This is a genomic window from Acidovorax sp. FG48 (assembly GCF_057809085.1).
On record NZ_JBMDJH010000023.1, the window covers coordinates 1 to 26,797 of the forward strand.

General features: G+C 66.4%; 17 protein-coding genes. 6 read left to right on the forward strand and 11 right to left on the reverse strand.

What is annotated here, in order from left to right; genetic code table 11:
* Positions 1-178: 178 nt before the first annotated feature.
* The 4 genes from ACODSU_RS22110 (at position 179) to ACODSU_RS22125 (ending at position 6,297) form a co-directional block, all read left to right on the forward strand.
* Positions 179-535, forward strand: coding sequence for a DUF2946 family protein (locus tag ACODSU_RS22110; protein ID WP_488844823.1), 357 nt, complete (start codon positions 179-181; stop codon positions 533-535).
* A gap of 135 nt (positions 536-670) precedes the next feature.
* On the forward strand, positions 671-2,881 hold the full coding sequence (locus ACODSU_RS22115) for a TonB-dependent receptor (protein WP_488844825.1): 2,211 nt from the start codon (positions 671-673) through the stop codon (positions 2,879-2,881).
* A gap of 19 nt (positions 2,882-2,900) precedes the next feature.
* Positions 2,901-4,460 (forward strand): PepSY domain-containing protein, encoded by a 1,560-nt coding sequence (locus ACODSU_RS22120; protein WP_488844827.1) that lies wholly within the window; start codon positions 2,901-2,903, stop codon positions 4,458-4,460.
* Positions 4,461-4,620: 160 nt separating this feature from the next.
* Positions 4,621-6,297, forward strand: a complete 1,677-nt coding sequence (locus ACODSU_RS22125; RefSeq protein ID WP_488844891.1) for a sensor histidine kinase — start codon at positions 4,621-4,623, stop codon at positions 6,295-6,297.
* Positions 6,298-6,336: 39 nt separating this feature from the next.
* Here ACODSU_RS22125 and ACODSU_RS22130 read toward each other — a convergent pair whose 3' ends face one another.
* Positions 6,337-7,974 carry an ABC transporter permease gene (locus ACODSU_RS22130; protein ID WP_488844829.1) on the reverse strand — a complete coding sequence of 546 codons (1,638 nt, stop codon included), beginning with the start codon at positions 7,972-7,974 and terminating at the stop codon, positions 6,337-6,339.
* A 121-nt stretch (positions 7,975-8,095) separates the two neighbouring features.
* Between ACODSU_RS22130 and ACODSU_RS22135 the strand changes: the two genes are divergently transcribed.
* The gene (locus ACODSU_RS22135) at positions 8,096-9,160 is read left to right on the forward strand and encodes an ABC transporter ATP-binding protein (protein ID WP_291443832.1); all 1,065 of its coding nucleotides are present in this window, start codon (positions 8,096-8,098) and stop codon (positions 9,158-9,160) included.
* An 84-nt stretch (positions 9,161-9,244) separates the two neighbouring features.
* Here the strand turns inward: ACODSU_RS22135 and ACODSU_RS22140 are convergent, their stop codons facing one another.
* From ACODSU_RS22140 to ACODSU_RS22170, 7 genes are all read right to left on the reverse strand, one after another.
* Entirely contained in the window at positions 9,245-10,477 is a 1,233-nt protein-coding gene (locus ACODSU_RS22140) for a Yip1 family protein (protein WP_488844831.1), read from the reverse strand.
* 196 nt (positions 10,478-10,673) lie between these two features.
* Positions 10,674-11,411 (reverse strand): lysophospholipid acyltransferase family protein, encoded by a 738-nt coding sequence (locus ACODSU_RS22145; RefSeq protein WP_488844833.1) that lies wholly within the window; start codon positions 11,409-11,411, stop codon positions 10,674-10,676.
* Between the two features lie 27 nt (positions 11,412-11,438).
* Complete coding sequence (locus ACODSU_RS22150) at positions 11,439-12,734, reverse strand: dihydroorotase (RefSeq protein WP_488844835.1); 1,296 nt, start codon at positions 12,732-12,734, stop codon at positions 11,439-11,441.
* 79 nt (positions 12,735-12,813) lie between these two features.
* The gene (locus tag ACODSU_RS22155) at positions 12,814-13,776 is read right to left on the reverse strand and encodes an aspartate carbamoyltransferase catalytic subunit (protein ID WP_056066217.1); all 963 of its coding nucleotides are present in this window, start codon (positions 13,774-13,776) and stop codon (positions 12,814-12,816) included.
* A 12-nt stretch (positions 13,777-13,788) separates the two neighbouring features.
* On the reverse strand, positions 13,789-14,313 hold the full coding sequence (gene pyrR / locus ACODSU_RS22160) for a bifunctional pyr operon transcriptional regulator/uracil phosphoribosyltransferase PyrR (protein WP_060987636.1): 525 nt from the start codon (positions 14,311-14,313) through the stop codon (positions 13,789-13,791).
* Positions 14,310-14,741: a Holliday junction resolvase RuvX gene (ruvX, locus tag ACODSU_RS22165; RefSeq protein ID WP_060987637.1), complete on the reverse strand. Its 432-nt coding sequence runs from the start codon at positions 14,739-14,741 to the stop codon at positions 14,310-14,312. The genes pyrR and ruvX overlap by 4 nt, the downstream gene beginning before the upstream one ends.
* Positions 14,738-15,337, reverse strand: coding sequence for a YqgE/AlgH family protein (locus ACODSU_RS22170; RefSeq protein WP_015015583.1), 600 nt, complete (start codon positions 15,335-15,337; stop codon positions 14,738-14,740). Before ACODSU_RS22170 ends, ruvX begins: the two co-directional genes overlap by 4 nt.
* A gap of 21 nt (positions 15,338-15,358) precedes the next feature.
* On the opposite strand from ACODSU_RS22170, the gene ACODSU_RS22175 reads away from it, so the two are divergent.
* Positions 15,359-16,843 carry a cryptochrome/photolyase family protein gene (locus ACODSU_RS22175; protein ID WP_488844838.1) on the forward strand — a complete coding sequence of 495 codons (1,485 nt, stop codon included), beginning with the start codon at positions 15,359-15,361 and terminating at the stop codon, positions 16,841-16,843.
* Between the two features lie 35 nt (positions 16,844-16,878).
* On the opposite strand, the gene ACODSU_RS22180 is transcribed toward ACODSU_RS22175, so the two are convergent.
* From ACODSU_RS22180 to ACODSU_RS22190, 3 genes are all read right to left on the reverse strand, one after another.
* Complete coding sequence (locus tag ACODSU_RS22180) at positions 16,879-18,051, reverse strand: PilT/PilU family type 4a pilus ATPase (protein ID WP_488844893.1); 1,173 nt, start codon at positions 18,049-18,051, stop codon at positions 16,879-16,881.
* Between the two features lie 108 nt (positions 18,052-18,159).
* The gene (locus ACODSU_RS22185; protein ID WP_488844840.1) at positions 18,160-24,438 is read right to left on the reverse strand and encodes a hybrid sensor histidine kinase/response regulator; all 6,279 of its coding nucleotides are present in this window, start codon (positions 24,436-24,438) and stop codon (positions 18,160-18,162) included.
* A 51-nt stretch (positions 24,439-24,489) separates the two neighbouring features.
* Positions 24,490-26,778, reverse strand: coding sequence for a methyl-accepting chemotaxis protein (locus tag ACODSU_RS22190; protein WP_295942471.1), 2,289 nt, complete (start codon positions 26,776-26,778; stop codon positions 24,490-24,492).
* Between the last annotated feature and the right edge of the window lie 19 nt (positions 26,779-26,797).

Genomic DNA, 26,797 nt, shown 5'->3' on the forward strand with positions numbered 1-26,797 from the left:
TACAAAGTGACCCCACTTACACTGGGGACTGGCGCACTTCGTTGTTGAAACCGCCGCCAAATCGACCACAAGCGCTAGTGAATCATGCGCCAGCAGCTATTATTTGTATAGCAACAACAATCCGTCTGCTCTGTGCCGCTGATTCCGGCCACAACGGCAGCCGCTATCATCGCGCCCCATGACCGCCCTCCGAACCTTCTCTGCGCTGCGCCTGTGGGTGCTCGCATGGTTCGTAGCGTCGATGGGGGTGGCCATCGCATCGCCGCTGGTGCACCCCCAGGCCTTTGAGGTGATCTGCTCGGGCACGGGTGTCATCAAGCTGCTGGTGCAGACCGACGATGGCACCGTCGAAATGGGCGCGATGGGCATGGACTGCCCGCTGTGCTCCACCCCCAGCGCCCCGCCCCCCACACCGGTAGCCGCCGTGCTGCCGCCCCACCCCCTGGCCCATGCGCTGCAGCCCGTCGAGGCGGCCCGCATTGCGGCCGCCACTGCAGCCCCCCTGCCCGCACGCGGGCCCCCATCGCGCTCTTGATCTGAAGCTTGTTGGCAGTGCCCGGTACCTGGTGGGCGGGTGCTGCCTTGTTCCCGCTGGTTTCCAGATGGCGCAGCCTTGCGTGCAATCCACGCGGGCCTGGCTGCGCTGTCGCATCAAGACAAGAGCGTTTTCATGTCCCGTATTTCTTTTGCTTCGCGCAGCGCTGCGGCCTTTCCGCGCCTGCCCCTTTCTCCTTTGTGCCTTGGCGTGCTTGCCACCTGCGCGCTGGCCTCGGCCGCAGCCCATGCACAGACCACTACACCCACACTGCAGGCTGTGGATGTGGTCGATGCCGCTGCATCCCCCAACGGCAAGCTCAGCCTGGACACCCCCGTAGACACCGGCAGCCGCCTGGGCCTGACGGTGCGCGAGAACCCCGCCTCCGTCACGGTGGTGGACCGCGCCACCATCGACGCACGCGGCGCGCAAGACACGCAGGAGATCCTGCGCGCCGTGCCGGGTGTGGTGGCGCACAACGCACCGGGTTCGATGTCTGCGCACTACCGGGGCTTTAGCAGCAACTCGGTCGCACAGCTCTACAACGGCATCAACCCGCAATACGGCAGCGCCACGCGTGCGGTCGATAGCTGGATCTACGACCGCGTCGAGGCTATCGGCGGTGCGTCGAGTTTTCTGTATGGCTCGGGCGGCGTGGGTGGCTCCATCAACTACATCACCAAAACGGCCGAGCGCAGTGACTTTGCCGAGGGCCAGTTGCGCCTGGGTTCCTACGACATGAAGGAAGTGTCGGTAGGCCTGAACCGCCGCATCGCAGGCGGCGACGGCACTGCAGGCCCTGCGCACTACGCGCGCATCGACCTCAACCACCGCAACGCAGGCAGCTGGACCGAGGGCACCCAAACCCAGTCCACCCAGCTCGCCACCTCGCTGCTGTCGGACCTGGGCAGCGGCTTCAGCCACACGCTGGCCTACGAATACCAGAAGGACCATGTGGACCGCCCGTACTGGGGCACGCCGGTGCTGAACCCCGCCGTGGGCGCGCTGACCATCGACCCCTACACACGCTTCAAGAACTACAACAGCGCCGACGGCCTGTACGAGCATCGCGTGCAGTGGCTGCGCTCGGTGGCGCAATGGCGCGTTTCGGATGCGCTGCAGCTCAAGAACACGTTCTACGTGTACGACGCCCTGCGAGACTACCGCAACGTGGAGATCTACACCTTCAACGCTACCAACACGACGGTCACGCGCACATCGCCGCTGTTGCAACGCCACGACCAACAGCTGGTGGGCGACCGGCTGGAGGGCACCTACCAGGGCCAGCTCGCAGGCCGAAAGAGCGACTGGGCCTTTGGCCTCGATGTGAGCGTGAGCAAGCAGACGCGCTTCCCGTTCGGTCCCTCGGTCACCGTGAGCACGGTCAATCCGTACCACTTTTCCACCGAGAACTTCTTCGACATTCCCGGCATGTCGCCCGTCCTGAACCCGGACAAGGACAACAAGATCACCAACACGGCGCTGTACCTTGAAAACCGCACCCTGGTGGCCTCCGGGGTCAACCTCATCACCGCACTGCGGCACGAGCGCATCGAGCTGGACCTGGTGAACCGCCGTGCCGTGACGGCCACCTCGCCCGCCACCTTCAGCCGCAGCTACAGCCCCACCACGGGCCGCCTGGGCGTGGTGTGGGACATTGCGCCCGGCGCCAACCTGTACGCGCAGGCCTCCAATGCGGCCGATCCGCCATCGGGTTCGCTGGCCTCGGCCTCGTTTGCCGATGTGCGCAACAACAGTGAGCTGACCACGGGGCGCCAGGTCGAGGTGGGCAGCAAGTTCGACTTCTGGGACGGCAAGGGCAGCGCCACGGTGGCGGTGTTTGACATCCGCCGCAAGAACATCGCCTCGCAAGATCCGTCCAACCCCAATCTCACCGTGCTGGTGGGCGAACAGTCGTCCAAGGGCATCGAGCTGTCGGCAGGCATCCGCCTCACACCGCAGTGGCAACTGCAGGGCAACCTGTCGCTGGTCCGCGCGCGGTATGAAAACTTTGTGCAGGGCGGCGTCTCGCGCGCGGGCAATGTGCCGCAACTGGTGCCGCAGCAGGTGGCCAACCTGTGGGCGTCGTACGCGATCACCCCCACCGTCACCGCCAGCGCGGGGGTGCGCCATGTGGGCAAGGTGTATGGCAATGCGGCCAACACCAAGTTCTGGCCGTCCTACACGCTTCTCGACCTGGGCCTGGCCTGGAAGGTCAACAAGACCACCACGCTCACCACCCGCGTGCGCAACGCCACCGACCGCATCTACGCAGCCGAGACGCGCGACCAGGTCTACCTGGGCGCACCGCGCACGCTGGACGTGACGCTGCACACCGCGTTCTGACGCAGGCGGAGCACCAGACATGCCGCACGCCAAACACTGGCTGTACCTCGTCCACCGCTGGCTGGGCGTGCTGCTGTGCGCCTTCTTCGCCATGTGGTTCGTATCTGGCGTGGTGATGATGTATGTGGGCTACCCCAAGCTCACGCAGGCCGAGCGCCTGGCCCACCTGCCGCCCCTGCGCAGCGCCACGCTGGGCACGGAGCGCCTGCTGGAGCCTGCCGACGCCCTGCAGCGCGCGGGCATGGCAGGCCCGCTGCAGGACCTGCGGCTGGCGGTGGCCAGCGGCGGGCGCGCGGTGTACCTGGTGGTGCCCGCCGCCCCCACCGGCGACGCCGCGCCAAGCCCGCGCCGGGCACCGGCGCCTTCGGTCATCGACGCCACCACCGGCGAACGGTTGCAGCGTGTGGACGCCGCGCACGCCATCGCCTCGGCCCGCGCCTTCGCGCAGCAGCCCGATGCCGCCATCGACTACCAGGGCACGATGGACGAAGACGCCTTCACCCACTCGCGTGCGCTGGATGTGCACCGCCCGCTGCACCGCCTGCACCTGGGCGACAGCGCGGGGACCGTGGTCTATGTGTCGGGCACCACCGGCGAGGTGGTGCGCGATGCGCCGCTGCAGGAGCGCGCATGGAACTACGCCGGTGCCTGGATCCACTGGCTCTACCCCTTCCGGGGCAATGTCTTCAATGACTACTGGACGGACATCGTGAACTGGCTGTCTATCGCGGGCATCGTGCTCACCGTGACCGGCACGGTGGTGGGCGTGCTGCGCTGGCGCTTCAAGGGGCGATACAAGACAGGCTCGCGCACGCCATACCGGGGCTTCATGATGCGCTGGCACCATGTGTTCGGGCTGGTGTTTGCGGTCATCACGTTCACCTGGATCTTCAGCGGCCTCATGTCCATGAACCCGTGGAAGATTTTCGACAGCGGTGCCGTGCCATTGCGCCAGCAGGCCATGCATGGCGGCCCCCTGCAAGTGCCCGCGCAGGCAGCAACGGTACACGCCTTGCTCTCTGCGGCATCGCCCAACACCCGTGAGCTGCGGTGGGTGCGCCATGCCGGGCACACGCTGGTGCTGGCCTACAGCCCCACCGGCGCCCCGACGGTGCTGGACGCCACCACCGCCACCGCGCACGTGTGGGCCCCGGGTGCTGTGGCAGAAGCCGCCGCGCACCTGCTGCCCCACGCGGTGGTGCGCACCGAAACGCTGACGGCCTACGACCTGCACTACTACGACCGCGCTGCCCACACCATGACTGGCGGCGTCGACAAACCCCTGCCCGTGCTGCGCGTGGTGTTCGACGACCCGCACGCCACCTGGGTGCACATCGACCTGCACACCGGCACCGTGCTGGGCCGCACCGACAGCCACCGCCGTACCAGCCGCTGGCTGTTTGCCATGCTGCACAGCTGGGACTGGCTGCCCCTGCTGGAGCGCAGACCACTGTGGGATGTGCTGGTCATCGCGCTGAGCTTGGGCGGGGCGGCGATGAGCGTGACAGGCGTTGTACTGGGGTGGCGCAGGCTGGGCGTGAAACTGCGGCCGATACCGGGTCGGGGCGCAAGGCCGTGACCATGACAGGTCGCAGGCCTATGATGGTTGCAGTTGCGTTTTGAAACACCTGCCCATGACGGCCCCAGCATCCCCACCTGCAAACAACCCCGCCTTGCACCCACCGACCGCGCACCTCGCGCAGTCCAAGCCACCCCACTCCAGCCTGCCCCTGCGGACGATGGTGGTGCTGGGCACCGCACTGGTGCTGTTGCTGGCGTGGGCCACCGTGGCCATCTTGCTCAATGTGTCGTGGCGCGACGCGATGAACGCGCAGATCCGCCAGAACAGCAACCTGGCACTGAGCCTGGGCGAGCAGACCGTGCGGGTCATGGCGGCGGTAGACCAGGCCACGATCCGCATGCGCGACGCAGTGCTGGCAGGTGACTTTGACAAGGCCGACTTCACGCGCTTTGCCAACGAAACGGGCCTCGCCCCCGACATCCTCACCCAGCTATCGCTGGTAGGTCCTGATGGCCGGTTTGTCGGCAGCACCATCGATCCCACCGGCGAAAAAACAGGCCATGTGGACTTGTCGGAGCGTGAGCATGTACAGGTGCACCTGACCCGCACCGCAACGGAAGCCGCGCGCCTGCAGATGACGCCCAGCGGCCTGTTCGTCGGCAAACCGGTGGTGGGCAAGGTCTCAGGCAAGGCGACCATCCAGCTGTCGCGCAGCATCTCGTATGGCACCAGCAGCATTGCCGGGCTGGTGGTGGCCTCGGTGAACCCCGGCTACTTCGAGGACGTGTACCGGGACGTGCAGTTGGGCAAGACGGGCATCGTGACCCTGGTCGGCAACGACCGCGCCGTACGTGCCCGCGTCATGGGCGGCCAGAGCATCGGCATGGGCGAGGTGGTGGCCCGTGCCGCCAACAACAACGCCGAAGAACTGGGGGCCAACGGCCACTACATACGCGCCAGCGGGCTGGATGGCATCGAGCGCATCTACGCCTACAGCCGCGTGGGCAACTACCCGCTGCTGCTGGTGGTGGCCACCAGTACCGACGAGGCCCTGAGCGGGTGGCGCGGCAACCGCAACGTGGCGCTGTTCACCATGGCACTGTTCAGCGTGGCAGTCGTGGGGGCGGCCGTCATCTTTCTGCGCAGCGTGCACAAGCTCGAAAGCACCAACGCCGCCCTGCGCATCAGCGAGGCCGAGGCCCGCTCGGCCAGCCAGGCCAAAAGCGAGTTTCTGGCCGCCGTTTCGCACGAGTTGCGCACGCCGCTCACCAGCATCCGGGGCTTTGCCGAGCTGATGGAAATGCGGCTGGAGCAGCCCCGCTTCAAGGAACAGGCCAGCCTGATCCGCAAGGCCGCCGAGCACCTGAACGCCCTGCTCACCGAGATCCTGGACCTGGCCAAGGTGGAAGCCGGCGCCATGCCCCATCTCCCCACCGAGCAAAACGTGGCGGAGATTGTTCAGTCCACCGCCGACTTTTTTGCCGTCACGGCCGCCAACAAGAACCTGGTGCTCCATGTACGCATCGCCCCGGACGCCCCGCACACGTTGATGTGCGACGGTCTGCGGCTCAAGCAGGTGCTCAACAACCTGCTGTCCAACGCCATGAAGTTCACCGACACGGGCTCGGTCGCCATCGAGGTGGATGCCAGCCCAGACGCCGTGAGCTTCCACGTAGTGGACACCGGCCCCGGCATCCCCGCGCACCTGCACGAAACCATCTTCGAGAAATTTCGCCAAGGCAACGACCAGGTGAGCTACCAGCACGGCGGCACAGGCCTCGGGCTGGCGTTGTCGCGGGCATTGGCGGTGCTGATGGGGGGCACCTCTTCGGAGGGCCAGGGGTCGCGCTTCACGCTGACTTTGCCCCGCGAGCCGGGCATGGGATCTCAGTAAGCGGGACCCTGCTGGTGGGCTCGCTACGGCGTCCTGGTGTCAGTGCCGACTGCGCAACGTACGGCTAAGCAAAATCACCGGTACCAGCCCCACAGCCACCAGCGCCAGTGACGGCAAGGCCGCTTCGCCCAGGCGCTCGTCGCGGGCCAGCTGGTAGGCCACCACGGCCAGGGTGTCGCTGTTAAAGGGGCGCAGCACCATGGTGGCGGGCAGCTCCTTCATCACATCCACAAACACCAGCAGCGCGGCTGCGGCGGTGGACCGCTTGAGCAGGGGCCAATGCACGCGCGCCAGCAGGCCTGCGCTGCCCATGCCCAGCATGCGGGCGGAGTCGTCCAGGCTGGGCGGAATGCGCGCGTAGCCGCTTTGCATGGATTGCAAGGCCACCGCACAGAACCGCACCAAGTAGGCCCACACAATGCCAAACGCCGTGGCGGTGACCAGCGCGCCCACGCCCCACTGCGGCATGGCCGCCTGCAGCCAGCCCACGGGCAACAACAGCCCCACGACGATGACGGCGCCGGGCACTGCATACCCCACGCTGGCCAGTTGCACCACGCCACGTGTGACGGCATCCGGCTGGCGGCGCACCGCAAAAGCCAAGGCGAGCGCGATGGCGACGGCCAGTGCGGCGGTGATACCGCCGAGGCGCACGCTGTGCCAGGCCCATTCCATGAAGCGCTCCCACGGCAGCACAGACCAGTCGGCCGCGAGCGGCCGCAACATGAAGGCCACGGGCGCCACAAACCCCATGAGCACAGGCGCGGTACAGACGGCCCAGGCCGCCCAGCGGCGCGCGCCCCGCAGGCGAAGCGGCTGCGCCTCGGCCGAGCCTGCGCGTCCGCCGCCGGTGGCAAAACGCATGCGCTTTTGCGCGCGGTGCTCCAGGTGCAGCAGCGCCATCACCACCACCAGCAGCATAGTGGCCAGCTGCGCGGCAGCCAAGCGGTTGTCCATCGACAGCCAGGCCTTGTAGATGCCGGTGGTGAAGGTCTGGATGCCGAAGTAGCTGGCCACGCCGAAGTCGGCAAGGGTTTCCATCAGCACCAGCGCCACGCCGGCCGCCACAGCCGGACGCGCCAGCGGCAAGGCCACGGCGCGGATGCGGCGGGGCAGCGGCGCGCCCAGCAGGCGAGCGGCCTCCATGAGGTGGGCGGCGCGCTCCCCCAGGGCCGTGCGCGCCAGCAGGTACACATAGGGGTAGAGCGAGAAGATGAACACCCACACGGCGCCGCCCAGGCTGCGTACCTCGGGCAGCAGGCGGCCTTCCAGGCCGAAGGTGTTGCGCAGGCCCACCTGCAGCGGGCCGCTGAACTGCAGGAAGTCGGTGTACGCATAGGCCGTCACGTAGGCGGGCATGGCCAGGGGCAACAGCAGCAGCCACTCAAAGGTGCGGCGACCCGGAAAGTCGAAAAGCGTCACGGCCGCAGCCGCCAGCGTGCCTACCACGGCGGCGCCCAGCGCCACCAGCACGCTGAGCCACAGCGTAGTCCACACGTAGCCGGGCAGCACGGTGGAAGCCATCTCGCGCAGGATGGCGCCCGCCTGCGCATCGCCCTGCCCCGTGGCCGACAGCGGCAACCACGACGCCAGCACCGCCAGCACTGGCAAGGCCAGAAAGCCTGCAAACAGGATCAGCGGAATGCTGCGAAAGACAGAGAACGGGGTGCGGCGCAAGGCGGTGGGCTCGGCAGAAGGAAGAAAGCGCACACCTGCCAAAGGGCATGGGCACATTGGAACCCAGGAATGCAAATGCGAATTTTAAGCATTCACTCCACGCCGCCTAAAATGCGTGGATATGTTTCTTGAGGTCTCCCAACTCGAAGTGCGCTACGCAGGCCGCGCACAGGCCGCCGTGCAAGGCGTCACGCTCAGCCTGAAAGCGGGTGACATCGGCGTGCTGATCGGCCCATCCGGCTGCGGCAAGACCACCCTGCTGCGCGCCGTGGCCGGGCTGGAGCCCGTGACGGGCGGCGAGATCCGCCTGACCAAAAGCGTGGTCAGCAGCGCCACCCTGAGCGTGCCGCCCGAGCTGCGTCGCATCGGCATGGTGTTCCAGGACTACGCGCTGTTCCCGCACCTGCCGGTGGGCCGCAATGTAGCGTTTGGCATCCACCAGCTGCCCCGGGCCGAGCAGGCCGCGCGGGTGGCCGAGGTGCTGAAGCTTGTGGGGCTGGAAGGCAGCGAGCACCGCTACCCGCACGAACTCTCTGGCGGCCAGCAACAGCGTGTGGCGCTGGCCCGCGCGCTGGCGCCGCGCCCGCAACTCATGCTGCTGGACGAGCCGTTCTCCAACCTCGATGTGGACCTGCGCGAGCGCTTGGCGCACGAGGTGCGCGGCATCCTGAAAGCCGCTGGCGCCACGGCCCTGTTCGTCACCCACGACCAGTTCGAGGCGTTTGCGATTGGCGACGTGATCGGCGTGATGAACGAAGGCCACCTGCACCAGTGGGACGACGCGTACACCCTGTACCACCGCCCCGCCACGCGGTTTGTGGCGGACTTCATCGGCCACGGCGTGTTTGCGCCGGCCACGCTGGTGCAGCGCGGCAACAACGTGGTGGCACAAACTCCTCTAGGCGACCTGACCGACCTGGACGAGTGCCCTCTGCCCAGCAGCTACCCCGCTGGGGAATGTGATGTGCTGCTGCGCGCCGACGACATCGTGCACGACGACCATGCGCCCGTGCAGGCGCAGATCGTGCGCAAGTCGTTCCGGGGCTCGGAGTTTCTGTACACCCTGCGCCTGGCCAGCGGCCACACGGTGCTGGCCCATGTGCCCAGCCACCACGACCACGCGCTGGGCGAGTGGATCGGCATCCGCGCCCAGGTGGACCACGTGGTGACGTTTCCGCGTGGCTGAGACCACTATGGGATCAAAATCGGCCGGATGCGCTAGTCGAGCATGCCCGAGCAGCTATTAAATCAATAGCAAATACCCTTCAGCTCAGGACTTGCCCTTGCGCTGCAGTCCTTCCAGGCCGTTCAGGTCCACCTGCGACATCAGGCCCCGCAGCTCTTTCACGCCGATCTTGTCGCCTTCGATGCTGACCACCAGGCCGTTCTTCAGGATGGTCTTGAACTCGGCGTGGCTGCCGTCCTTGTCGTAGCGCTGGTGCAGCGTGCGACCACCTTCCTGCCAGGTCTTTTCGGCGCTGGTCTGGTCTTCCTTCTCGCCCTGCACCATGCCCATGGCCATCACCGCCATCTGCCCGAGGCCACCCACATCCACGATCTCCAGGCGCAGCTGCTTGTCGTCGTTGCCGTATTGCGCGCTGGCCTGGCTGGTGGGCAAGCCCAGGGCGGCACCGTCCTGCACATCAAAACCCGTGCGGGGCAGGCCTGCCAGCTTCTCCGGCAGTGCCGCCTTGAGCGACTGGGCCGCGATGGCCTGCCCCCCACCCAGCACACCGGCCGCAGCCTTGGCGGCATCGCCCGTGGCGGCGGCGATGGCGGCCGGGTCCTGGCTCTTCTGGGCCTCTTCCATCTTGCGGGCGGCTTCTTCCATCTTCTTGCCTGCGGCTTCGAGACCTGCGGTGTCGATGGAGACCTTGCCGCCGGGCGTGTTCATGGTGATGGCAGGGGCGTCGGCGCCGCCAAACAGCGCACCGCTGCGCGGCATGAACAGCGCGCTGACGGCTCCGATGACCACACCCATCACGATGGCCGCAATGATGACCACCACCGTGTAGCCCACCGACTTTTCGGGCGCACTGCGCATGAGCACCGGCAGGCCGGTATAGAGCAGGTAGATGGAGTACAGCGCCGCCAGCAGGCCCAGCATGGCCAGCGAGGGCAGCAGGCTGAAGATGCCGCCCAGCAGGGCAGCCGTGCTGGCGTACACCGCCACCTTCTGTGCCTGGATGGCATTCTTTTGCCCGCCGAAGGTGGGCGCCAGCGCATCGATGATGAAGCCGAGCACCAGCAAGCCCACCAGGCTCAGCCCGTACGAGACGACCATGTTCACCAGCCCGGACACAAACGGCACGCGGATGGTGACGCCGAAGCCGCCAAAACCAATCAGCGACATGCCGATGAAACCGCAGACCGCCGGAATGGCCGCCAGGATCATCGCGTAACGGGTGAACAGGGTGGCGGTATCGGTGGCCTCCGTGTCGATGGTGCCCCAGGCCTCCTTGGGTTGCAGAAGAATGCTTTTGGCGCGTTCAATCAGGTTCATGGTGCCCTCCCGGCAGTGTGCAAAGGCCTGCGATGACCCGCAGGCAAACGGAAAGCGCGGACGATAAGGGACATTGCACCGTGCAGACCACCCGCGCCATCGCCTGCACGACCCAAAGCGTGGAATATGCACGCTTTTGCCGCACAAAGACGGCTTTTGGGGAACCTAGCGCAGGACCCGGAGCCTGCGAGCGTTCTCAGGCTTTGCGCAGCTTGTCGACGGTGTCGTGCAGGTGCTGCGTCCAGGTGCGGCGGTCGCGCTCGCCCGCCAGTTCGGGGGCGCCGTAGTGCACCACGGCTTCGATGGGCGGGGCGCTGAGCGTGCGCCAGATGGAGCCCACCAGGGTTTCGTCGCCGATGTAGCTCGGCGCAAAGCTGGTGGCGCCGGTGGCCTTGTCGGCAAAGCGCAGACCCACGGGCTGCACCGGGGCCTGCGCGGCCACGGCGGCCTGCAGCAGGTTGGCGTGGAAGGGCAGCATCCCGCGCCCGTCGCCCGTGGTGCCTTCAGGGAACACGGCCAGCACCTCGCCCCGCTCCAGCGCCTCTTGCATGGACCGGACCATGCGCAGCGCATCGCGGCGCGAGCTACGCTCGATGTAGAGCGTGCCAGCGGCCGTGGCCAGGGTGCCGATCAGCGGCCAGCCCTGCACGTCGGACTTGGAGACAAAGCGGCAGTGCCGCGCGGCGTGCATCACCGGGATGTCGAGCCACGAGATGTGGTTGGCCACCAGCATCACCGGGCCAGTGACCGGGGGCTGGCCCAGGATGCGCAGGCTGATGCCCGCATGGGCCAGCAGCTCCATCGACCACACCTGCACGCGGGCGTGCTGCTGGTCCGGCGACAGCGACGGAAACCGCAGCGCCACGATCCACAGGCCCTTGGCAATATGGCCCAGCAGCCGCAAGAGGCGCCAGCTGGCGCGCAGGAACTTCACGGCTGGGCCTTATCGCGTTGAGTCGTCTCAGCTGCGGTCGAAAGCGACCTGCCCGCCCACCAGGGTCATGCGCACGCGGCCGGGTAGCTCGTAGCCCGAGAACGGCGTGTGCTTGCCCTGGCTGGCGAGCGCGTCGTCCTGCACCGTCCAGGCGGCCTGCGCGTCGAAGATGCAGAGGTCACCCACGCCGCCTTCCACGATCTGGCCCACGCTGGCCTGCAAGGTGCCAAGCGCATTGCCCAGCACGCGTGCGGGCTCGGCGGTGACCACGGCCAGCGCGCGCTGCAAGGGCACGCCGCTGTCCTGCGACCACTTGAGTGCCAGCGACAGCAGCAGCTCCAGGCCCGTGGCGCCGGGTTCGGCCTCGGCAAACGGCAGCGTCTTGGCGTCTTCATCCACCGGGGTGTGGTCGGACACCAGCGCATCGATGGTGCCGTCGAGCAGCGCTGCGCTCAGGGCGTCGCGGTCGCGCTGCTGGCGCAGCGGCGGCGTCAGGCGCGCGCGGCTGTCAAAGAAGCCGATGTCGTTCTCGGTGAGGTGCAGCGAGTTCATGCTCACATCGGCCGTGACTTTCAGGCCATCGGCCTTGGCGCGGCGCACCAACTCAACACCCGCAGCGCTGCTGAGGCGGCACAGGTGCACGCGCGCGCCGGTGGTCTTGAGCAGTTCAAAAATGGTGTGCAACGCAATCGTCTCGGCCGCCACGGGCACGCCCGACAGGCCCAGCCGCGTGGCCAGCGCACCGCTGGCGGCCACACCCTTGCCCAGGTGCATCTCCTGCGGGCGCAACCACACCGTGTAGCCAAAGGTGGCGGCGTACTGCAGCGCGCGCTGCAGCACCTGGGTGCTGGCCAGCGGCACCTCGGCCTGGCCAAAGCCCACGCAGCCGGACTCGGTCAACTCGGCCATCTCGGTCAGCACCTCGCCAGCCAAGCCGCGTGTCAGTGCGCCCAGCGGGAACAGGCGCGACTGGTGCAGCTTCTCGGCGCGGAACTTGAGCATCTCCACCAGACCGGGCTCGTCGAGCACGGGATCGGTGTCGGGCGGGCAGACTAGGCTGGTCACGCCACCGGCCACGGCGGCAGCCATTTCGGATTCGAGCATGCCTTCGTGCTCGTGGCCCGGTTCGCGCAGGCGCGCAGCCAGGTCCACCAGGCCGGGCAGCACGATGCAGCCGGTGGCGTTGATGGTGCGGTTGGGCGCAAAGTCGGGCGGCACCCGGTTGACGCCCACGATGCGGCCTGCCGCCAGCGCGATGTCGCAGGTCTGGTCAAGACCCGAGGCGGGGTCGATCACACGGCCGTTCTGGATCAGTATCTTCATGATTTCAAGCCAAATAGGCCGATAGCGCCGGTGATATATGCGCTATCAGCTATCAAAAAAGGAGCATTCATCCGACGGATCACGCTTCATTCCCTGCGACGATGGACATCACCGCCATGCGCACCGCGATGCCGAAGGTCACCTGCGGCAGGATCACGCTCTGCTTGCCATCGACCACGGCAGAGTCGATCTCCACGCCACGGTTGATGGGGCCGGGGTGCATGACGATGGCGTCTGGCTTGGCCAGTTGCAGCTTCTCCTGCGTGAGGCCGAAGCTCTTGAAATACTCCTGGCTGGACGGCAGCAGCGCGCCGCTCATGCGCTCGTTCTGCAGGCGCAGCATGATGACCACGTCGGCATCCTTGATGCCTTCTTCAAGCGTGTGGCACACGCGCACGCCCATCTGCGCCATGTCGGATGGCACCAGCGTGCGCGGGCCCACCACGCGCACTTCGGCGCAGCCCAAGGTGGTCAGGCCGTGGATGTCGGAGCGCGCCACGCGCGAGTGCAGCACGTCGCCCACGATGGCCACCGTGAGGTTGCTGAAGTCCTTCTTGTAGTGGCGGATGGTGTACATGTCCAGCAGCCCCTGCGTGGGGTGGGCATGGCGGCCATCGCCGGCGTTGATCACGTGCACATGGGGCGCCACATGCTGGGCGATCAGGTACGGAGCCCCCGATTCGCTGTGCCGCACCACGAACAAATCGGCCGCCATCGCGCTCAGGTTGGCGATGGTGTCGAGCAGCGATTCGCCCTTGCTGGCCGAACTGCGCGCGATGTCCAGGTTGATCACGTCGGCCGACAGGCGCTTGGCCGCGATCTCGAACGTGGTGCGCGTACGCGTGCTGTTCTCGAAGAACAGGTTGAACACGCTCTTGCCGCGCAAGAGGGGCACCTTCTTGACTTCGCGGTCGTTGACGCTGACGAAGTTGGCGGCCGTGTCGAGGATGTGCGTGACGATGTCGCGCGGCAGGCCCTCGATGGACAGCAGGTGGATGAGTTCGCCGTTGCCGTTGAGTTGGGGATTGCGCTTGTGCAGCACGGTCAGGCCTCTTTAGTCTTTGTCTTGGACTTGGAATTGGAAGGTGCCGCTGTCGCCTCGCGCCAGGGCCAGCGAATGGGCGACCGGCAGGGCCACCCGGGCAGCAGCAAAGTCGGCCTGCACGGGCAGCTCGCGTCCGCCACGGTCCACCAGCACGGCCAGGCGCACGCTGGCGGGGCGGCCGTAGTCGAACAGCTCGTTGAGCACGGCGCGGATGGTGCGGCCGGTGTAAAGCACGTCGTCGAGCACCAGCACGTCGGCTCCGTTCACATCAAACGGCAGCGCGGTCTGTGCGCTGGCCGACAGGCCGCGCTGCGCGAAGTCGTCGCGGTGCATCACCGACGAGAGCACACCGGCGGGCCCTTCCAGGCCCAGGTCTTTTTGCAGGCGCTCGGCCAGCCAGGCGCCGCCGGAGGCGATGCCCGCCAGGCGCGTGGTGGGGGTCAACATGCTGCGCACGCCGCGCAGCAGTTCGCGGTACAGCGCCTCGGCGTCGAGCACCAGGCTACCGGACATTCCGGGGGATGGGGTAGTCATGGGAGATTCCTCAAAAACTGTTCCAGGATGATGCAGGCCGAGGCGGCGTCGGCATCCTTGGCGCCACCGGCGATGGCTTCGGTGGTGCTGTAGCGCTCGTCCACCTCGAACACCTGCAGGCCGAATCGGCCACGCAACTGGCGCCCGAACTTGAGCGCGCGTGCGGTGTTTTCGTGAGCTGCACCGTCCGGGTGGTAAGGCACGCCGATCACCAGCGCGTCAGGCTGCCATTCCTTGATGCGCTCGGCCACCTGTGCAAAACGGGCGTCGCCCTCGGCCTGGATGGTGCGCTGGGGCGTGGCGCTTTTGAGCATGCGGTTGCCCGAGGCCACGCCCGTGCGCTTGAGCCCGAAATCAAAAGCAAGAAAAGTCTGGAAATGCGCAGGAACGGCTGGCGGCTGAAGGGACTGAGCGGGCGCGCCAGTCATGCGTGCCCCGCCTCGGGCGATAGCATCCAGGCCTGCAGGCCCAGCAGCGACAGGGCCCGGTCGTAACGCTCAGGCACAGGGGTGTCGAAGATCACCGACAGATCGGCCGCCACGGTGAGCCAGGCGTTCTCGGCCAGCTCCGATTCAAGCTGCCCCTCGCCCCAGGACGAGTACCCCAGCGTGATGAGCACGCGGCGGGGGCCTGCGCCCGTGGACAGGGCTTCGAGCACGTCCTTGGAGGTGGTCATCTCCAGGCCACCGGGGATGGTCATGGTGGAGGCATAGGCCGACTCGTCGGTTTCACCCTTGTCCATGAGCATCGGTTCGTGCAGTACAAAACCGCGCTCGGTCTGCACCGGGCCGCCCTGAAAAACAGGCTCTTTGGTGAGGTCCTCGCGGCGCAGGGACAGGTCCACCTTGTCGAACAGGCCCTTGAGGGTGATATCGGTGGGCTTGTTGATGATGAGGCCGAGCGCACCGCGCTCGCTGTGCTCGCACAGATAGACGACGCTGCGCGCAAAAGACTCATCTTCCAGGCCGGGCATCGCGATCAGGAAATGATGCGTCAGGTTGATGGGCGCAGAATCGAAAGACATCCCGCAATTTTAACGGTGAACATGCCCACCTCCTCCGAGCCCCGCTACCCCCGCGGCCTGGTCTGGTTCCGCCGCGACCTGCGCGCCCAAGACCAGGCCGCCCTGTACCACGCGCTGACGCGCTGCGAGCAGGTGTTCTGCGCCTTCGTCTTTGACAAGGACATCCTCGACGCCCTGCCCCGCGCCGACCGGCGGGTGGAGTTCATCCGCGAGTCGCTGGTGGAGCTGGACGACACGCTGCGCGCGCTTTCGGGGCAGGAAAGGGGCGGCCTCATCGTGTGGCACGCGGTGGCCAGCGATGCCATTCCAGCACTGGCCAGCGCCCTGGACGTGCAGGCTGTCTTTGCCAACCACGACGATGAACCCCAGGCGCTGGACCGCGACCGCCTGGTACGCACGCGCCTGGCGGCGGCCGGCAAGGCCTTTCACACCTTCAAGGACCACACCCTGCTGGAGCGCAGCGAGGTGCTGACGCAGACCGGGAAACCGTACAGCGTGTTCACGCCGTACAAGAATGCGTGGCTCAAGAAGATCGACGCGTTCCAGCTCAAGAGCTATCCGGTGGAGCGCCACGCCCACCATCTGGCAGCGCGCCCCGAGGCCTATTGCCAGCCCGTGCCCACCTTGCAGGACCTCGGGTTTGAGCCCACAGCGCTGTCCCAGCTGCGCCTGCCCACGGGCGCTCAGGGCGCGCAGCAGCTGTTCGACGATTTTCTGGGCCGTATCGAGCGCTATGAGGACACGCGCAACTTTCCGGCGGTGAAAGGGCCCAGCTACCTGAGCGTGCACCTGCGGTTTGGCACCATCTCGCCGCGCTTGCTCGCGCGCACGGCGCACCGCCTGATGCTGGAAGGCAACCCCGGAGCCACGACCTGGCTCAGTGAGCTGATCTGGCGGGACTTCTACTTCCAGATCCTGCACCACCACCCGCATGTGGTGGGCCAGAGCTTCAAGCCTGCCTACGACGCCATCGCCTGGGAGACCGGCCCTGAAGCCGATGCCCTGTTTGCCGCTTGGTGCGAGGGCCGCACCGGCTACCCGCTGGTGGACGCCGCCATGGCGCAGATCAACCAGACGGGCTACATGCACAACCGCCTACGCATGGTAGTGGCCAGCTTTCTGGTGAAAGACCTGGGCATCGACTGGCGGCGCGGCGAGGCCTACTTTGCCACGCACCTCAATGACTTCGACCTGGCCGCCAACAACGGCGGCTGGCAGTGGGCCAGCTCCAGCGGGTGCGACGCCCAGCCCTATTTCCGCATCTTCAACCCGGTGAGCCAGAGCGAGAAGTTCGACCCGGAGGGCAAGTTCATCCGCCGCTACCTGCCCCTGCTCGCAGCGCTTCCCACCAAGGCGCTGCACGCCCCGTGGCTGGCGCGGCCGCTGGAGTTGCAGGAGGCGGGGGTACGCTTGGGTGACACCTACCCCCTGCCCGTGGTGGAGCACGATGCAGCGCGGCAGCGCACGCTGGAGCGCTACGCCGTCGTCAAAACGGCCGGGGGGTAACACCGCACGCCCTGTTGACCAGGGCACACGTTGGATTAGCGATGGACCGTGGGTGGCAGATCGTCCGGCGGGGGCTCCTCCGGCGCCATCTGCATGCCCTCGCCGCCCAGCGAGGCCCCCGCGGCCAGCCGCAGCCGCAAGCGGACATCGGTGCGGTTGTCCGCGTTGGCGATGGCTTCTTCGGGCGATATCGCGCCCGCCTCCACCATGCCCAGCAGCGACTGGTCAAAGCTCCACATGCCCTGCTCGCCACTGCGGGTGATGGCGGTCTTGAGTTCGTCGATCTGCCCCTTCTGGATCAGCTCGGCCACATAGGGCGTCAGCAGCATGATCTCGGTAGCGGGCACCAGATGGCCCGCAAGCCCTTGGACCAGCCGCTGCGCAATCACGGCGCGCAGGTTGAGCGACAGGTCCATGAGCAGTTGGCGGTGCGCATCCTCGGGGAAGAAGTTGACGATGCGCTGCACGGCCTGGTTGGCGTTGTTGGCGTGCAGGGTGGACACACACAGGTGGCCGGATTCGGCGTAGTGCAGCGCATGCTGCATGGTGGCCCGGTCGCGGATCTCGCCAATCATGATCACGTTGGGCGCCTCGCGCATGGCGCGGCGCAGCGCTTCGTCATACGACAGGGTATCGAGCCCTACCTCGCGTTGCGTCACCAGGGATTTTTTGTGGCTGTGCAGGTATTCGATGGGGTCTTCCACCGTGAGGATGTGCCCGCCGGTGTGCGTGTTGCGATGGTCCAGCAGTGCAGCCAGCGTGGTGGTCTTGCCAGAGCCTGCCGAGCCCACCGTCAACACCAATCCCCCTTTGAGAAACGCCAGCCGCTGAAGCACGGGCGGCAACCCCAGTTCTTCCAGCGTGGGAATCCGCGCAATCACATGGCGAATCACCATGCCAACCTGCCCGCGCTGCATGTGCACATTCACCCGAAAGCGCTCACCATCGGCGGTCTGCAGCGAGAGGTCACATTCCATCGTGGCCTCAAACTCCTTGCGCTGGGCCTCCCGCAGGATGGAATAGGCCATTTGCCGCACATCGTCGGCTGACAGCACTTGCTGCGCAATGGGGATGAAGGCGCCCTGCCGCTTGATGGTGGGCGCAGCACCGGCCATCAGAAACAGGTCCGAAGCGCGCTCGCGCGCCACCAGGGCCAGGCAAGCCAGCAGCCGGGGATCGGGGGATGGAGTTGGTGTCAGCGGGTCCATCACGGAGACTCGGTCCGCCGTGTCCATGCACAGGACACAAGCGATGGTGATGAATGGACACTCCCGACCCAGGCTGACTCGCAGGGTCGGGAGTGGGCCGGCAAGGTGTCAGGCCTCGGCCGCTGCGGCAATGCGGGCGTAGTGCTGGATCAGGCTCAGCAGTTCTTCGTCCGAATACGGCTTGCCCAGGTAGTGGTTCACGCCCAGCTCCATCGCATGCTCGCGGTGCTTTTCAGCAATGCGCGAGGTGATCATGATGATGGGCAGATCACGCAAGGCACCGTCTGCACGGATGTTGCGCGCCAGATCGAAGCCGTCCATGCGCGGCATTTCGATATCGGACAGAACCACCGTCGGGCGCTCTTCCTGCAAGCGCTCCAGCGCCTGCAGACCATCGGCCGCCAGGGCCACACGGTAGCCTTCGCGCTGCAGCAAGCGCTGCGTGACGCGGCGCACCGTGATGGAGTCGTCCACCACCAGCACCAAAGGCACCTGGCTGGGGCCCGACAACTGCTGGGACACCACGGCTTTGCCCGTACCGCCGGCAGCGGGGGTGTCGGGTGCTGGCGCCATGTCGGCACTGGCCGCACGCACCTGGTCGCCATACACCGTGGCCAAGGCCACCGGGTTGTAGATCAGGACCACGGCACCCGAGGCCAGCACGGACATGCCCGCCAGACCTGGCAGACGGGACAACTGCGGCCCCAGGTTCTTCACCACGACTTCCTGGTTGCCCAACACTTCATCCACGTGCATGGCCACGCGCTGGGCAGCGCTTCGGAAGATCACCACCGGGCGGGTCTTGCCCGCTGGCTCGGTGCTGCGGGCGGACGACTGCAGCAGGGCTCCCGACCAGAAGAACGGGATCTTCTCCATGCCGTCGTCAAACACACCGGTGCGATACGCCTCTGCGAGGTCGGGGGCCGAGGTGCGGCGAACGATCTCGACCACGTTGGCCGGAACCCCGATCGCCAGATCGCCCGAGCGCAGCATCACCACCTGCGTCACCGCCGTGGTCAACGGCAGCACCATACGGAATGCAGCGCCCTTACCGGCCTCCGTTGTGGTTTCAATGCGGCCGCCGAGCGCGTTGATTTCGGCACGCACCACGTCCATGCCGATGCCACGACCTGCCAGGCCCGTGACCTCCGAGGCCGTCGAGAAGCCCGGCATGAAGATCAGGTTGGCGGCATCGGCGTCGCTCAGCTCCACGCCGGGTTCCACGATGCCCTGGGACAGGGCCTTTTCGCGGATGCGCGGCAGGTTCAGGCCCGCACCGTCATCACGGAACTCGACCGACACGTCATTGCCTTCGTGGTGCAGGTCCACCGTGATGGTGCCCGACGCCGGCTTGCCAGCCGCCATGCGGACCTCCGGCTCTTCGATGCCGTGGGCCACGCAATTGCGCAGCAAGTGCTCGAAGGCGGGTGTCATGCGGTCCAGCACGCCACGGTCCATTTCAATGGAGCCGCCGGTGATGTCCAGCTTGATCTGTTTGCCGGTTTCCTTGGAGGCCTGGCGCACCACGGCGTACAGGCGTTCGGCAATGCCTTCGAACTCCACCATGCGGGTGCGCAGCAGATCGCGCTGCAACTCACGCGCCTGGCGGCCCTGGGCGATCAGGTCGTCTTCGGCGCCTTCCATGGCGCGTTGCAGATTGCGCTGCACCGTGGCCACGTCGTTGACCGACTCGGCCATCATGCGGGTCAACTCCTGCACCCGGGTGAAGCGGTCGAACTCCAGCGGATCGAAGCCTGCCGCAGAGTCCTTGGACAGCGCCAGGCGCGACTGCATCTGCGACTCGGCTTGCACCTCGATGTCGCGCAATTGCTGGCGCAAGCGGTCCAGGTTGCCCGACAGATCGGTGAGCGAGCTGCGGAACTGGCCCAGGCGCGCGTCGAGGCGTGAACGGCTGATCATCACCTCGCCCGCCTGGTTGACCAGGCGGTCCAGCAGCTGTGCACGCACGCGCACCGACTGGTTGGCCGCCACCCGCAGGGGCGCCAGTTGCGAGGGTCCGGGCAGACGCACGGCCGGGGCCGTCATCGCCACTGGCTTGGCAGACGGTGCGGCCGCCGACGGTAAGGAGGCCTCCGCCACATCCGCCACGCTGGCGCGGGCGGCAGGCACGGCTTCCACCGGCAGGGCCACCACATCGTCCGAGGGAGCCTGGCCAATGGCACGCAGCGCCTCGAAGTTGGCTTGCAGACCGTCGAAACTACCTTGCAGCGGCTCGATCTGGTCGGCCGTGACGGTTTCCGCGTCGAGTTGTTCGATCGCAGATTCCAGCCGGTGGGCCATTTCGCCCAGGCGCATCGCACCGGCCAGTCGTGAACTGCCCTTGAGCGTGTGCAGGGCCCGCAACACTTCGCTGCGAGCGCTGAGGTTGTCGGGGCGCGAGGCCCACTGGCGCAGCGCACCACCCAGCTGGGGCAGCAACTCGGCCGCCTCTTCCTCGAAGATGGGGAACAGGTCGGGGTCGATAACGTCGATCGCATCAATGTCGTCGTCCGCATCCGGGATCGAGGCAATGGCGTGCGCGATGGCATCGTCAATGTGCTGATCATGGTCGTGGACGACCGCAGACAGCGCGGGGGCCACATGGCCCACGGCAGGTGCGGACACGGGCTCGGGCACGGCTGGTGCAGCTGGCTCAGGCTCGGCATCCGCCACGGGCGCCTGCGCCACCGGCTCTGGTGCCAATTCGGCAGCGGCAGCTTCGGACGCTTCCTGCTCGGCGGCGTCGAGGTAGGCCTGCGCATCCTCTTCGGGCGGAGACTGGGTGCTGACCACCTCGGTTTCCAGAATCTGGCGCAACTGGGCCAGCACTTCCGGGCTGGGCTCTTTGAGGAACCCGGCAGCAAACTGGTGCAGCAGGCGACGGATGTCTTCCGCCGCTGCCATGAAGGCGGACGCCTGTTCCTCGGTGCCCCCCGACTGCAATTGCACATGCTGCAGCGTGTGCTCCAGCACGCGGGCCATTTCGGACAACGCGGTGAAGCCTACCGTGGCCGAACTGCCGGCCAGCGAGTGCGACAAGGCCACGGCCGTGTCAGGCAGCGGCTCGTGCAGCTCCAGCGCCCATTCCTGCAAGCAGGTCACCAGGCGACGAGACCATTCATCGGCCTCATTCAGGTACACGTTGTACAGCGGGATGCCAATGCGCAGCGTGTCGATAACCTTGACGGCATCGTCGCTGCCGCCTTCTTCCTGCGGCAGGACATCGAGCAGATTCGCCACGTCTTGCGCGGACCCTGCCTCAGCGAGGTCGTCTGGCAAGGCTTCGGGACTTGCCTCGGCAACGCCCTCGGAGGCAGGTGCCTGCAGTGAAGCAGCCTCGGCAGACTCGGCAGACTCGGCCTCCAGCAGCTTCTCCAGCTCGGCCACATCCAGCGCTTCCAACCCGTCCGAAGGAACGCTGGCCTCCGTGACCACCCCGGTTTCCGGTTCGGGCGCGTCGAGCACCAGGTCTTCCGGTAGCAGGAATTCGTCGCCCAGAGCGTCTGCGGGGACTTCCAGCGGCGCGTCGACGGGCTCTGCGTGAGCCATTGCTGGCGCAGGCGTCTCGGCCGACACGGGTTCCAGATCGGGCAGCTCCAGGTCGAGTACGAAGTCTGCGCTGGACGGATCCACCGCCGGTGCGGGCTCGGGAGCGGACTCGTTGAGTGCTGCGGTGAACACGGAGAAGTCGATCTCCTCGGCCACCTCTGGCGCAGCGCTGGCAGCTTCGGCAGGCTGTTCGGGCACATGGTCCGAGATCTCGGTGGCCTGGAAGTCCGGCACCATCAGTTCGTCTTCGAGCGTATCAGCAGGGAGGGCCGTCGCCGCCATGGTCGGCTCCGGTGCGGGCTCCTCTGCGACGTCTGCCACTGCCGAGTCCAGGACGGGCTCCAGCGCGGCAGTGCCGCCAGAGGCCATGGCCAGCGGCACCAATGTGCCGTCCAGACGCATGGCGTCGGCAGATCGACGGAAGGACTCGGGGTCCCAGCCCGTCGCCCGGCCTGCGGCGATGTCATCGGCCCAGCTGCTGAAGGCATGCAGGGCATCGGTCGACAACTGCAGCAAGCTGGGCTGCATGGGCTTTTGTTCGGCAAGCCAGACGTTGAGCACCTGCTCCATCGACCACGCGGCTTCGCCAAAGTCGTTCAGCCCCACCATGCGCGAACTGCCCTTGAGCGTATGGAACGCACGACGCAGTGTGGTCTGCTCGCTCAGGTCACCGGGCTCGCCCCGCAGCTGCTCGATGGCAGCCAGGCCGTTCACCACCACTTCGCGCGCCTCTTCGAGGAACACGTCGAGCAGTTCGTCTTCCACATCGGGCACTGCGGCGGGCGCAGCGGCGGGCACCGGCGACGCCGCCTCGGCTGGCGCAGGGGCCACCACGGCAGGGGCCGGAACGTCAAAAGAAATGTCCGGGGCCAGGCCGGCGGGCTCAGCCGCCACGCCAGCATCGGCCGCAGGGGCCGAATCAAAATCAGGGAACGGCGCAAAGTCCGTGGGCTCGCTGGCAGGCTCCTGCACAGGGAACCGGGGAATCACGTCGGGCACCACGGTGGCTGAACGCTCTTCCAGCTTGGCGGGCGCTTCTTCCACCGCATCGGAGGCGCGCGCACGGGTCTTGCCCATGAGGATGCGCAACTCGCCCAGATCTTCGTCGTAGACGAAAAGCTTGCGCGCCATGGTGCGCTGGTAGCTCAGCATGTCGATCAGGAAGCCCAAGGCTCCCAGGCTGTTGCCCAGCTTTTCAAATGCGCCCTGGCGTTCTTCTTCGGGCACTTCATTGATCAGCAGACGCTCCACCGTGTCGCGCATGCGAACCACGGCCAGCGACGCCTGGTCCAACCCCAGCACCGACAGCACGCCACGCATTTGCGCTAGATGCCCTGGCACGGTCGCCAGCACAGCGGTGTCCTTGGGGTTTCGGAAAAACTGGTCCATGGCCTTTTCGGCCTCGCCCAGGGTCACGCGGAGTTCATCGACCACGCTGCCCATGGTCTGGTTGTCGCTGACCCGGCGGTACAGCTCTTCCATCCATTGTTCGAGCGGTTCGGGTTCAGCACCCGCCGTGACCGCGTCCAGACGCTCTGCGAGACGGCTGGCGCGGGCTTCCATCTGCTCGTCCGCCGTGTCCAGCTCTTCAAAAGCCGCTTGCAGATACAGCACCGAGGTGGCCACTTCCATGGCCAACGCGGGCGATGGAGGCTCACCCGATCGGGTGGTGGAATCAAGGGCACGCGTCAGCGCCTGCGCCAGGTTCTCACTGCCGGGGTGGAGCTTGCGCAGCGAATCGCACACCAGACTGAACTGGTCTGCCGCTGGCTTGAGTTTGTTGCGATCGCCTCCCGCCAAGGCGGACCAGGTTTCCGTGGCCGAGGCAATGCGTTTGCGCGCCTGGGCCAACACCGCCGGGTCAAAACGGCCAAAACGGGCGGTCTCGTAGTCCACCGGCTTGAAGCGGTCCAACGCAAAAGCCTGGCGAACCGCCCGCAGCGAGGGGGCAGCATCATCCGGGAGATCTGCCACCCGTGCCTGCGAGCAGAAGAACAGCAGATCCTGCACCAGCCGGTCGGCAATCGTCGGATCACCCTTGGCCAGGGTGGCGTACTGCATGAGCACGCGGGACGCCACGCGCTTGACGTACACATCCGGCGGCAAAAGGCCCGAGCCAAAGGCGTCGAAAAAGCCCGCGCAGATTTTCCAGAACGCGCGCGCTTGCCGATCCGTCTGGGCAGCCACAAAGCCCAGGCAGGTGTCGCGCAAGCTGAGGGCGGCCTTCAGATCACCCGACTTGACGATGCGCAGCACTGCAGCATCCAGCCGCGCACGCGCCTCGGGACCATAAGGCAAGGGAGGCAGCGACACCGCGCCTTCAGGCTCGCGGAAACGGCGCTCCACCGGCCACAGGTCTGCGGGGTGAACACGATCAGCGCCCGCCAGGGCCTGGGCATCGCGGTATTGCGGAAACAGCGCCACCGGCGACACAGCTTTGCCCGCCAGCACGGTTTCCAGGTATTCGATCAGTGCAAAACTGGCACGCTCGATGACGGCGGCAGCGTCATCGCTGCAAGTCTCGGGGCGCTGAACAAATTTCTGCACCGCCGATTCCATGGACCGCAGCACCAGTGCGGGCGGGCCCATGCCCACCATTTCCAGCGCACCGCAGGCCTGGTGCAACTGCTGGCGCGCAATGCGAAGGGGGCCAGCGTCCAGCGCCGCCAGATCGGACTCGCGTGCTACCTCGGCATCACGCACAAAGCGCCGCATCGCCTTGACGGCGCCGTCCAGCGATTTGCGCAGCTCGTCAAGCACCCAAGCCAAAGGACCCAGGTCCTGATCTCCCTGGGTCCCGTCGGCGGCCGGTGCATTGTTGACATCAATAGATGACATGGATTCGTCCCCGGCTGCAATGAGCCAGCTGGTTGATGACTAACTGCTGCGTCAGGCGATCTTGAACCGTGCCACCGATTGGCGCAGTTCTTCGGCCATGTGCGAAAGCTCGCGCACCTGCTGCGCAGTCGTGCGGGTACCTTCACCCGTCTGTTCGGTCACCGCAAAAATGTGCTGGATGTTGTCGGCCACTTCGTTGGCCAGAACAGCTTCCCGGGAAGTCGAAGACGAAATCTGCTCAATCAGTTCAGCCAGACGGCGCGACACACGGTCGATTTCGGTCAGTGCGGTACCGGCGCTGTCGGACAGCCGAGCCCCTTCCACTACACCCTGCGTGGAGCGCTCCATAGCGGCCACGGCGTCCTGGGTGTCGGTCTGAATGGCTTTCACCAGCGCCGAGATCTGGCGCGTAGCGTCTGCGGAGCGTTCAGCGAGGCGCTGCACTTCTTCCGCCACCACCGAGAAGCCGCGACCGGCTTCACCCGCAGATGCGGCCTGAATGGCGGCGTTCAGAGCCAGCACGTTCGTCTGCTCGGTAATGTCAGAAATCAGCTCGGTGATTTCACCGATCTCCTGCGACGATTCGCCCAGGCGTTTGATCCGCTTGGAAGTGTCCTGGATCTGGTCGCGGATGGAGTTCATACCGCCGATGGCGTTCTGCACGGCCTGCAGACCCGAGTCAGCAGCTTGCAGCGACTGACGGGCCACCGTGGCGGACTCTTGCGCCTGTGTGGACACCTCGTTGATTCGGGTCGCCATGTCCAGAACGGAGCGGCCGGTTTCGCGAATTTCGCGCAGCTGCTCGGTCGATGCCGCCAGCAGCTCGGTCGAGGTGTTGTCCACCTGAGCGGTCGTCTGCGCCACGCGGGTCGCCGTGTTCTGCACGCTGCCCACCAGCTGACGCAACTCTTCCACCGTGTAGTTCACCGAGTCGGCAATAGCGCCAGTGATGTCTTCCGTCACCGTGGCTTCTTGCGTCAAGTCACCTTCAGCAACCGATTGCAGTTCGTTCATCAAACGCAAAATGGCGGCCTGGTTGGCGTCGTTGACGCGCTTGGCTTCCTGCTCCTGGCGCTTGGCGTCGCGTTGCTGGTTTTCAGCAGCTGCCTGACGGCCACGGCTGTCCAGCAGCTGAACGCGCGAAATACCGATACCGCACAGCAGCACGAACAAGCCTGCCAGCGCCAGCGCGGCGAACTGGCCTGCACCCAGACCGGTCTGGGCGGACAGCTTGCTCTGCAGACCTTCCAGCTGGCGGCGCAGGGGTTCGCTGTCGGCAATGATGGCGGACTGCGCTTCGCGGGCAGACACCAGACCTTGCAGATTGCCCAAAATAGCGCTGGCCTGTGTGCGGGTCTGTTCGTACAGCTTGATCAGGGCTTCCAGTTGTTCGCGGGTCTGCGCATCCTTGGTGGCCGAAAGGCGCAACTCGGGGCTGCCTTCCAGCAGGCCTTGCGCGATTTCCTTGAAGGAATTCAAGTCCTTGCCCAGCAGGAACACCGCCTCGGGGCTCACGCCTTCCATGGTCTGGAACTCGTTGGCAGACTTACCGATACGCTGGGTCAACATCACCAGCTGGCCTGCGGCAGAGATTTCGGCCGCAGGAGCGTTTTGCTGCAGCTTGAGCGACGACACCGTTTCAGCGATTTCCAGCAGGTCGGACGACTGGCGGTTGATAGTGCGCAGAGCGTCACCCACCTGCGTCAGGATCTTTTGCTGGCCCATCACCACGCTAGCATTGCGCTCTGCGCGCTCCATCAGGGGGTTGACGGCGTCCAGATCGGGCTTGAAGGGTTCGCCCAGCGACTGCACACCCAGCTCGTTGTCACCCGAATTCAGGGCGCGCACGTTGCGGGCCAACACGCCCGAGCTTTCCACCACGTCCGGGAACGCCTGTGGACTACCCACCAGCGCCTGCGACACCGACTTGGCGAGACGTTGCGACTGCATCAGCGACTGGCCGGTAGCCGCCAGTTGTTGCGCGGAACGATCGGCCTGCTGCAGCACCCAACCGGCGATCAGTGCCAGCACCACCACCCCCACGGCCAGCAAGGCCAGCAGCCGGCGCTGATGGCCGGCAGCGGTCGAGCGGCCCAGCAAGGGCAGGCTGATGAGGTCTTCTTCCGCTTCGGGCGCGGTCAGTTCCGGCGTGTAGTCGTCGGGATCGCCCTGGACGCTGTTCATGGCTTCGGCCTGGTAGGAGTCGCGCAGTTGCGAGCCATCCAGGGCTCCCGTGGCCAGGAGGTCCTGCCCATCGTCGGTCGCGCCGGTGGCTGCGCCGGTATCAGGCGTGGCGGGTTTCCGGTTGAACAGTTTTCCAAATTGATTGACGACGGACATGGTGCAGCCTTACAGAAAA

Bases quoted from the DNA above. Each gene is read 5' to 3' on its own strand.
- pyrR (WP_060987636.1), bottom strand. From the start codon at position 14,313: ATGACTACCCCATCCCCCGGAATGTCCGGTAGCCTGGTGCTCGACGCC.
- ACODSU_RS22120 (WP_488844827.1), top strand. From the start codon at position 2,901: ATGCCGCACGCCAAACACTGGCTGTACCTCGTCCACCGCTGGCTGGGC.
- ACODSU_RS22190 (WP_295942471.1), bottom strand. From the start codon at position 26,778: ATGTCCGTCGTCAATCAATTTGGAAAACTGTTCAACCGGAAACCCGCC.
- ACODSU_RS22140 (WP_488844831.1), bottom strand. From the start codon at position 10,477: ATGAACCTGATTGAACGCGCCAAAAGCATTCTTCTGCAACCCAAGGAG.
- ACODSU_RS22185 (WP_488844840.1), bottom strand. From the start codon at position 24,438: ATGTCATCTATTGATGTCAACAATGCACCGGCCGCCGACGGGACCCAG.
- ruvX (WP_060987637.1), bottom strand. From the start codon at position 14,741: ATGACTGGCGCGCCCGCTCAGTCCCTTCAGCCGCCAGCCGTTCCTGCG.
- ACODSU_RS22110 (WP_488844823.1), top strand. From the start codon at position 179: ATGACCGCCCTCCGAACCTTCTCTGCGCTGCGCCTGTGGGTGCTCGCA.
- ACODSU_RS22150 (WP_488844835.1), bottom strand. From the start codon at position 12,734: ATGAAGATACTGATCCAGAACGGCCGTGTGATCGACCCCGCCTCGGGT.
- ACODSU_RS22170 (WP_015015583.1), bottom strand. From the start codon at position 15,337: ATGTCTTTCGATTCTGCGCCCATCAACCTGACGCATCATTTCCTGATC.
- ACODSU_RS22115 (WP_488844825.1), top strand. From the start codon at position 671: ATGTCCCGTATTTCTTTTGCTTCGCGCAGCGCTGCGGCCTTTCCGCGC.
- ACODSU_RS22180 (WP_488844893.1), bottom strand. From the start codon at position 18,051: ATGGACCCGCTGACACCAACTCCATCCCCCGATCCCCGGCTGCTGGCT.
- ACODSU_RS22125 (WP_488844891.1), top strand. From the start codon at position 4,621: ATGGTGGTGCTGGGCACCGCACTGGTGCTGTTGCTGGCGTGGGCCACC.
- ACODSU_RS22175 (WP_488844838.1), top strand. From the start codon at position 15,359: ATGCCCACCTCCTCCGAGCCCCGCTACCCCCGCGGCCTGGTCTGGTTC.
- ACODSU_RS22135 (WP_291443832.1), top strand. From the start codon at position 8,096: ATGTTTCTTGAGGTCTCCCAACTCGAAGTGCGCTACGCAGGCCGCGCA.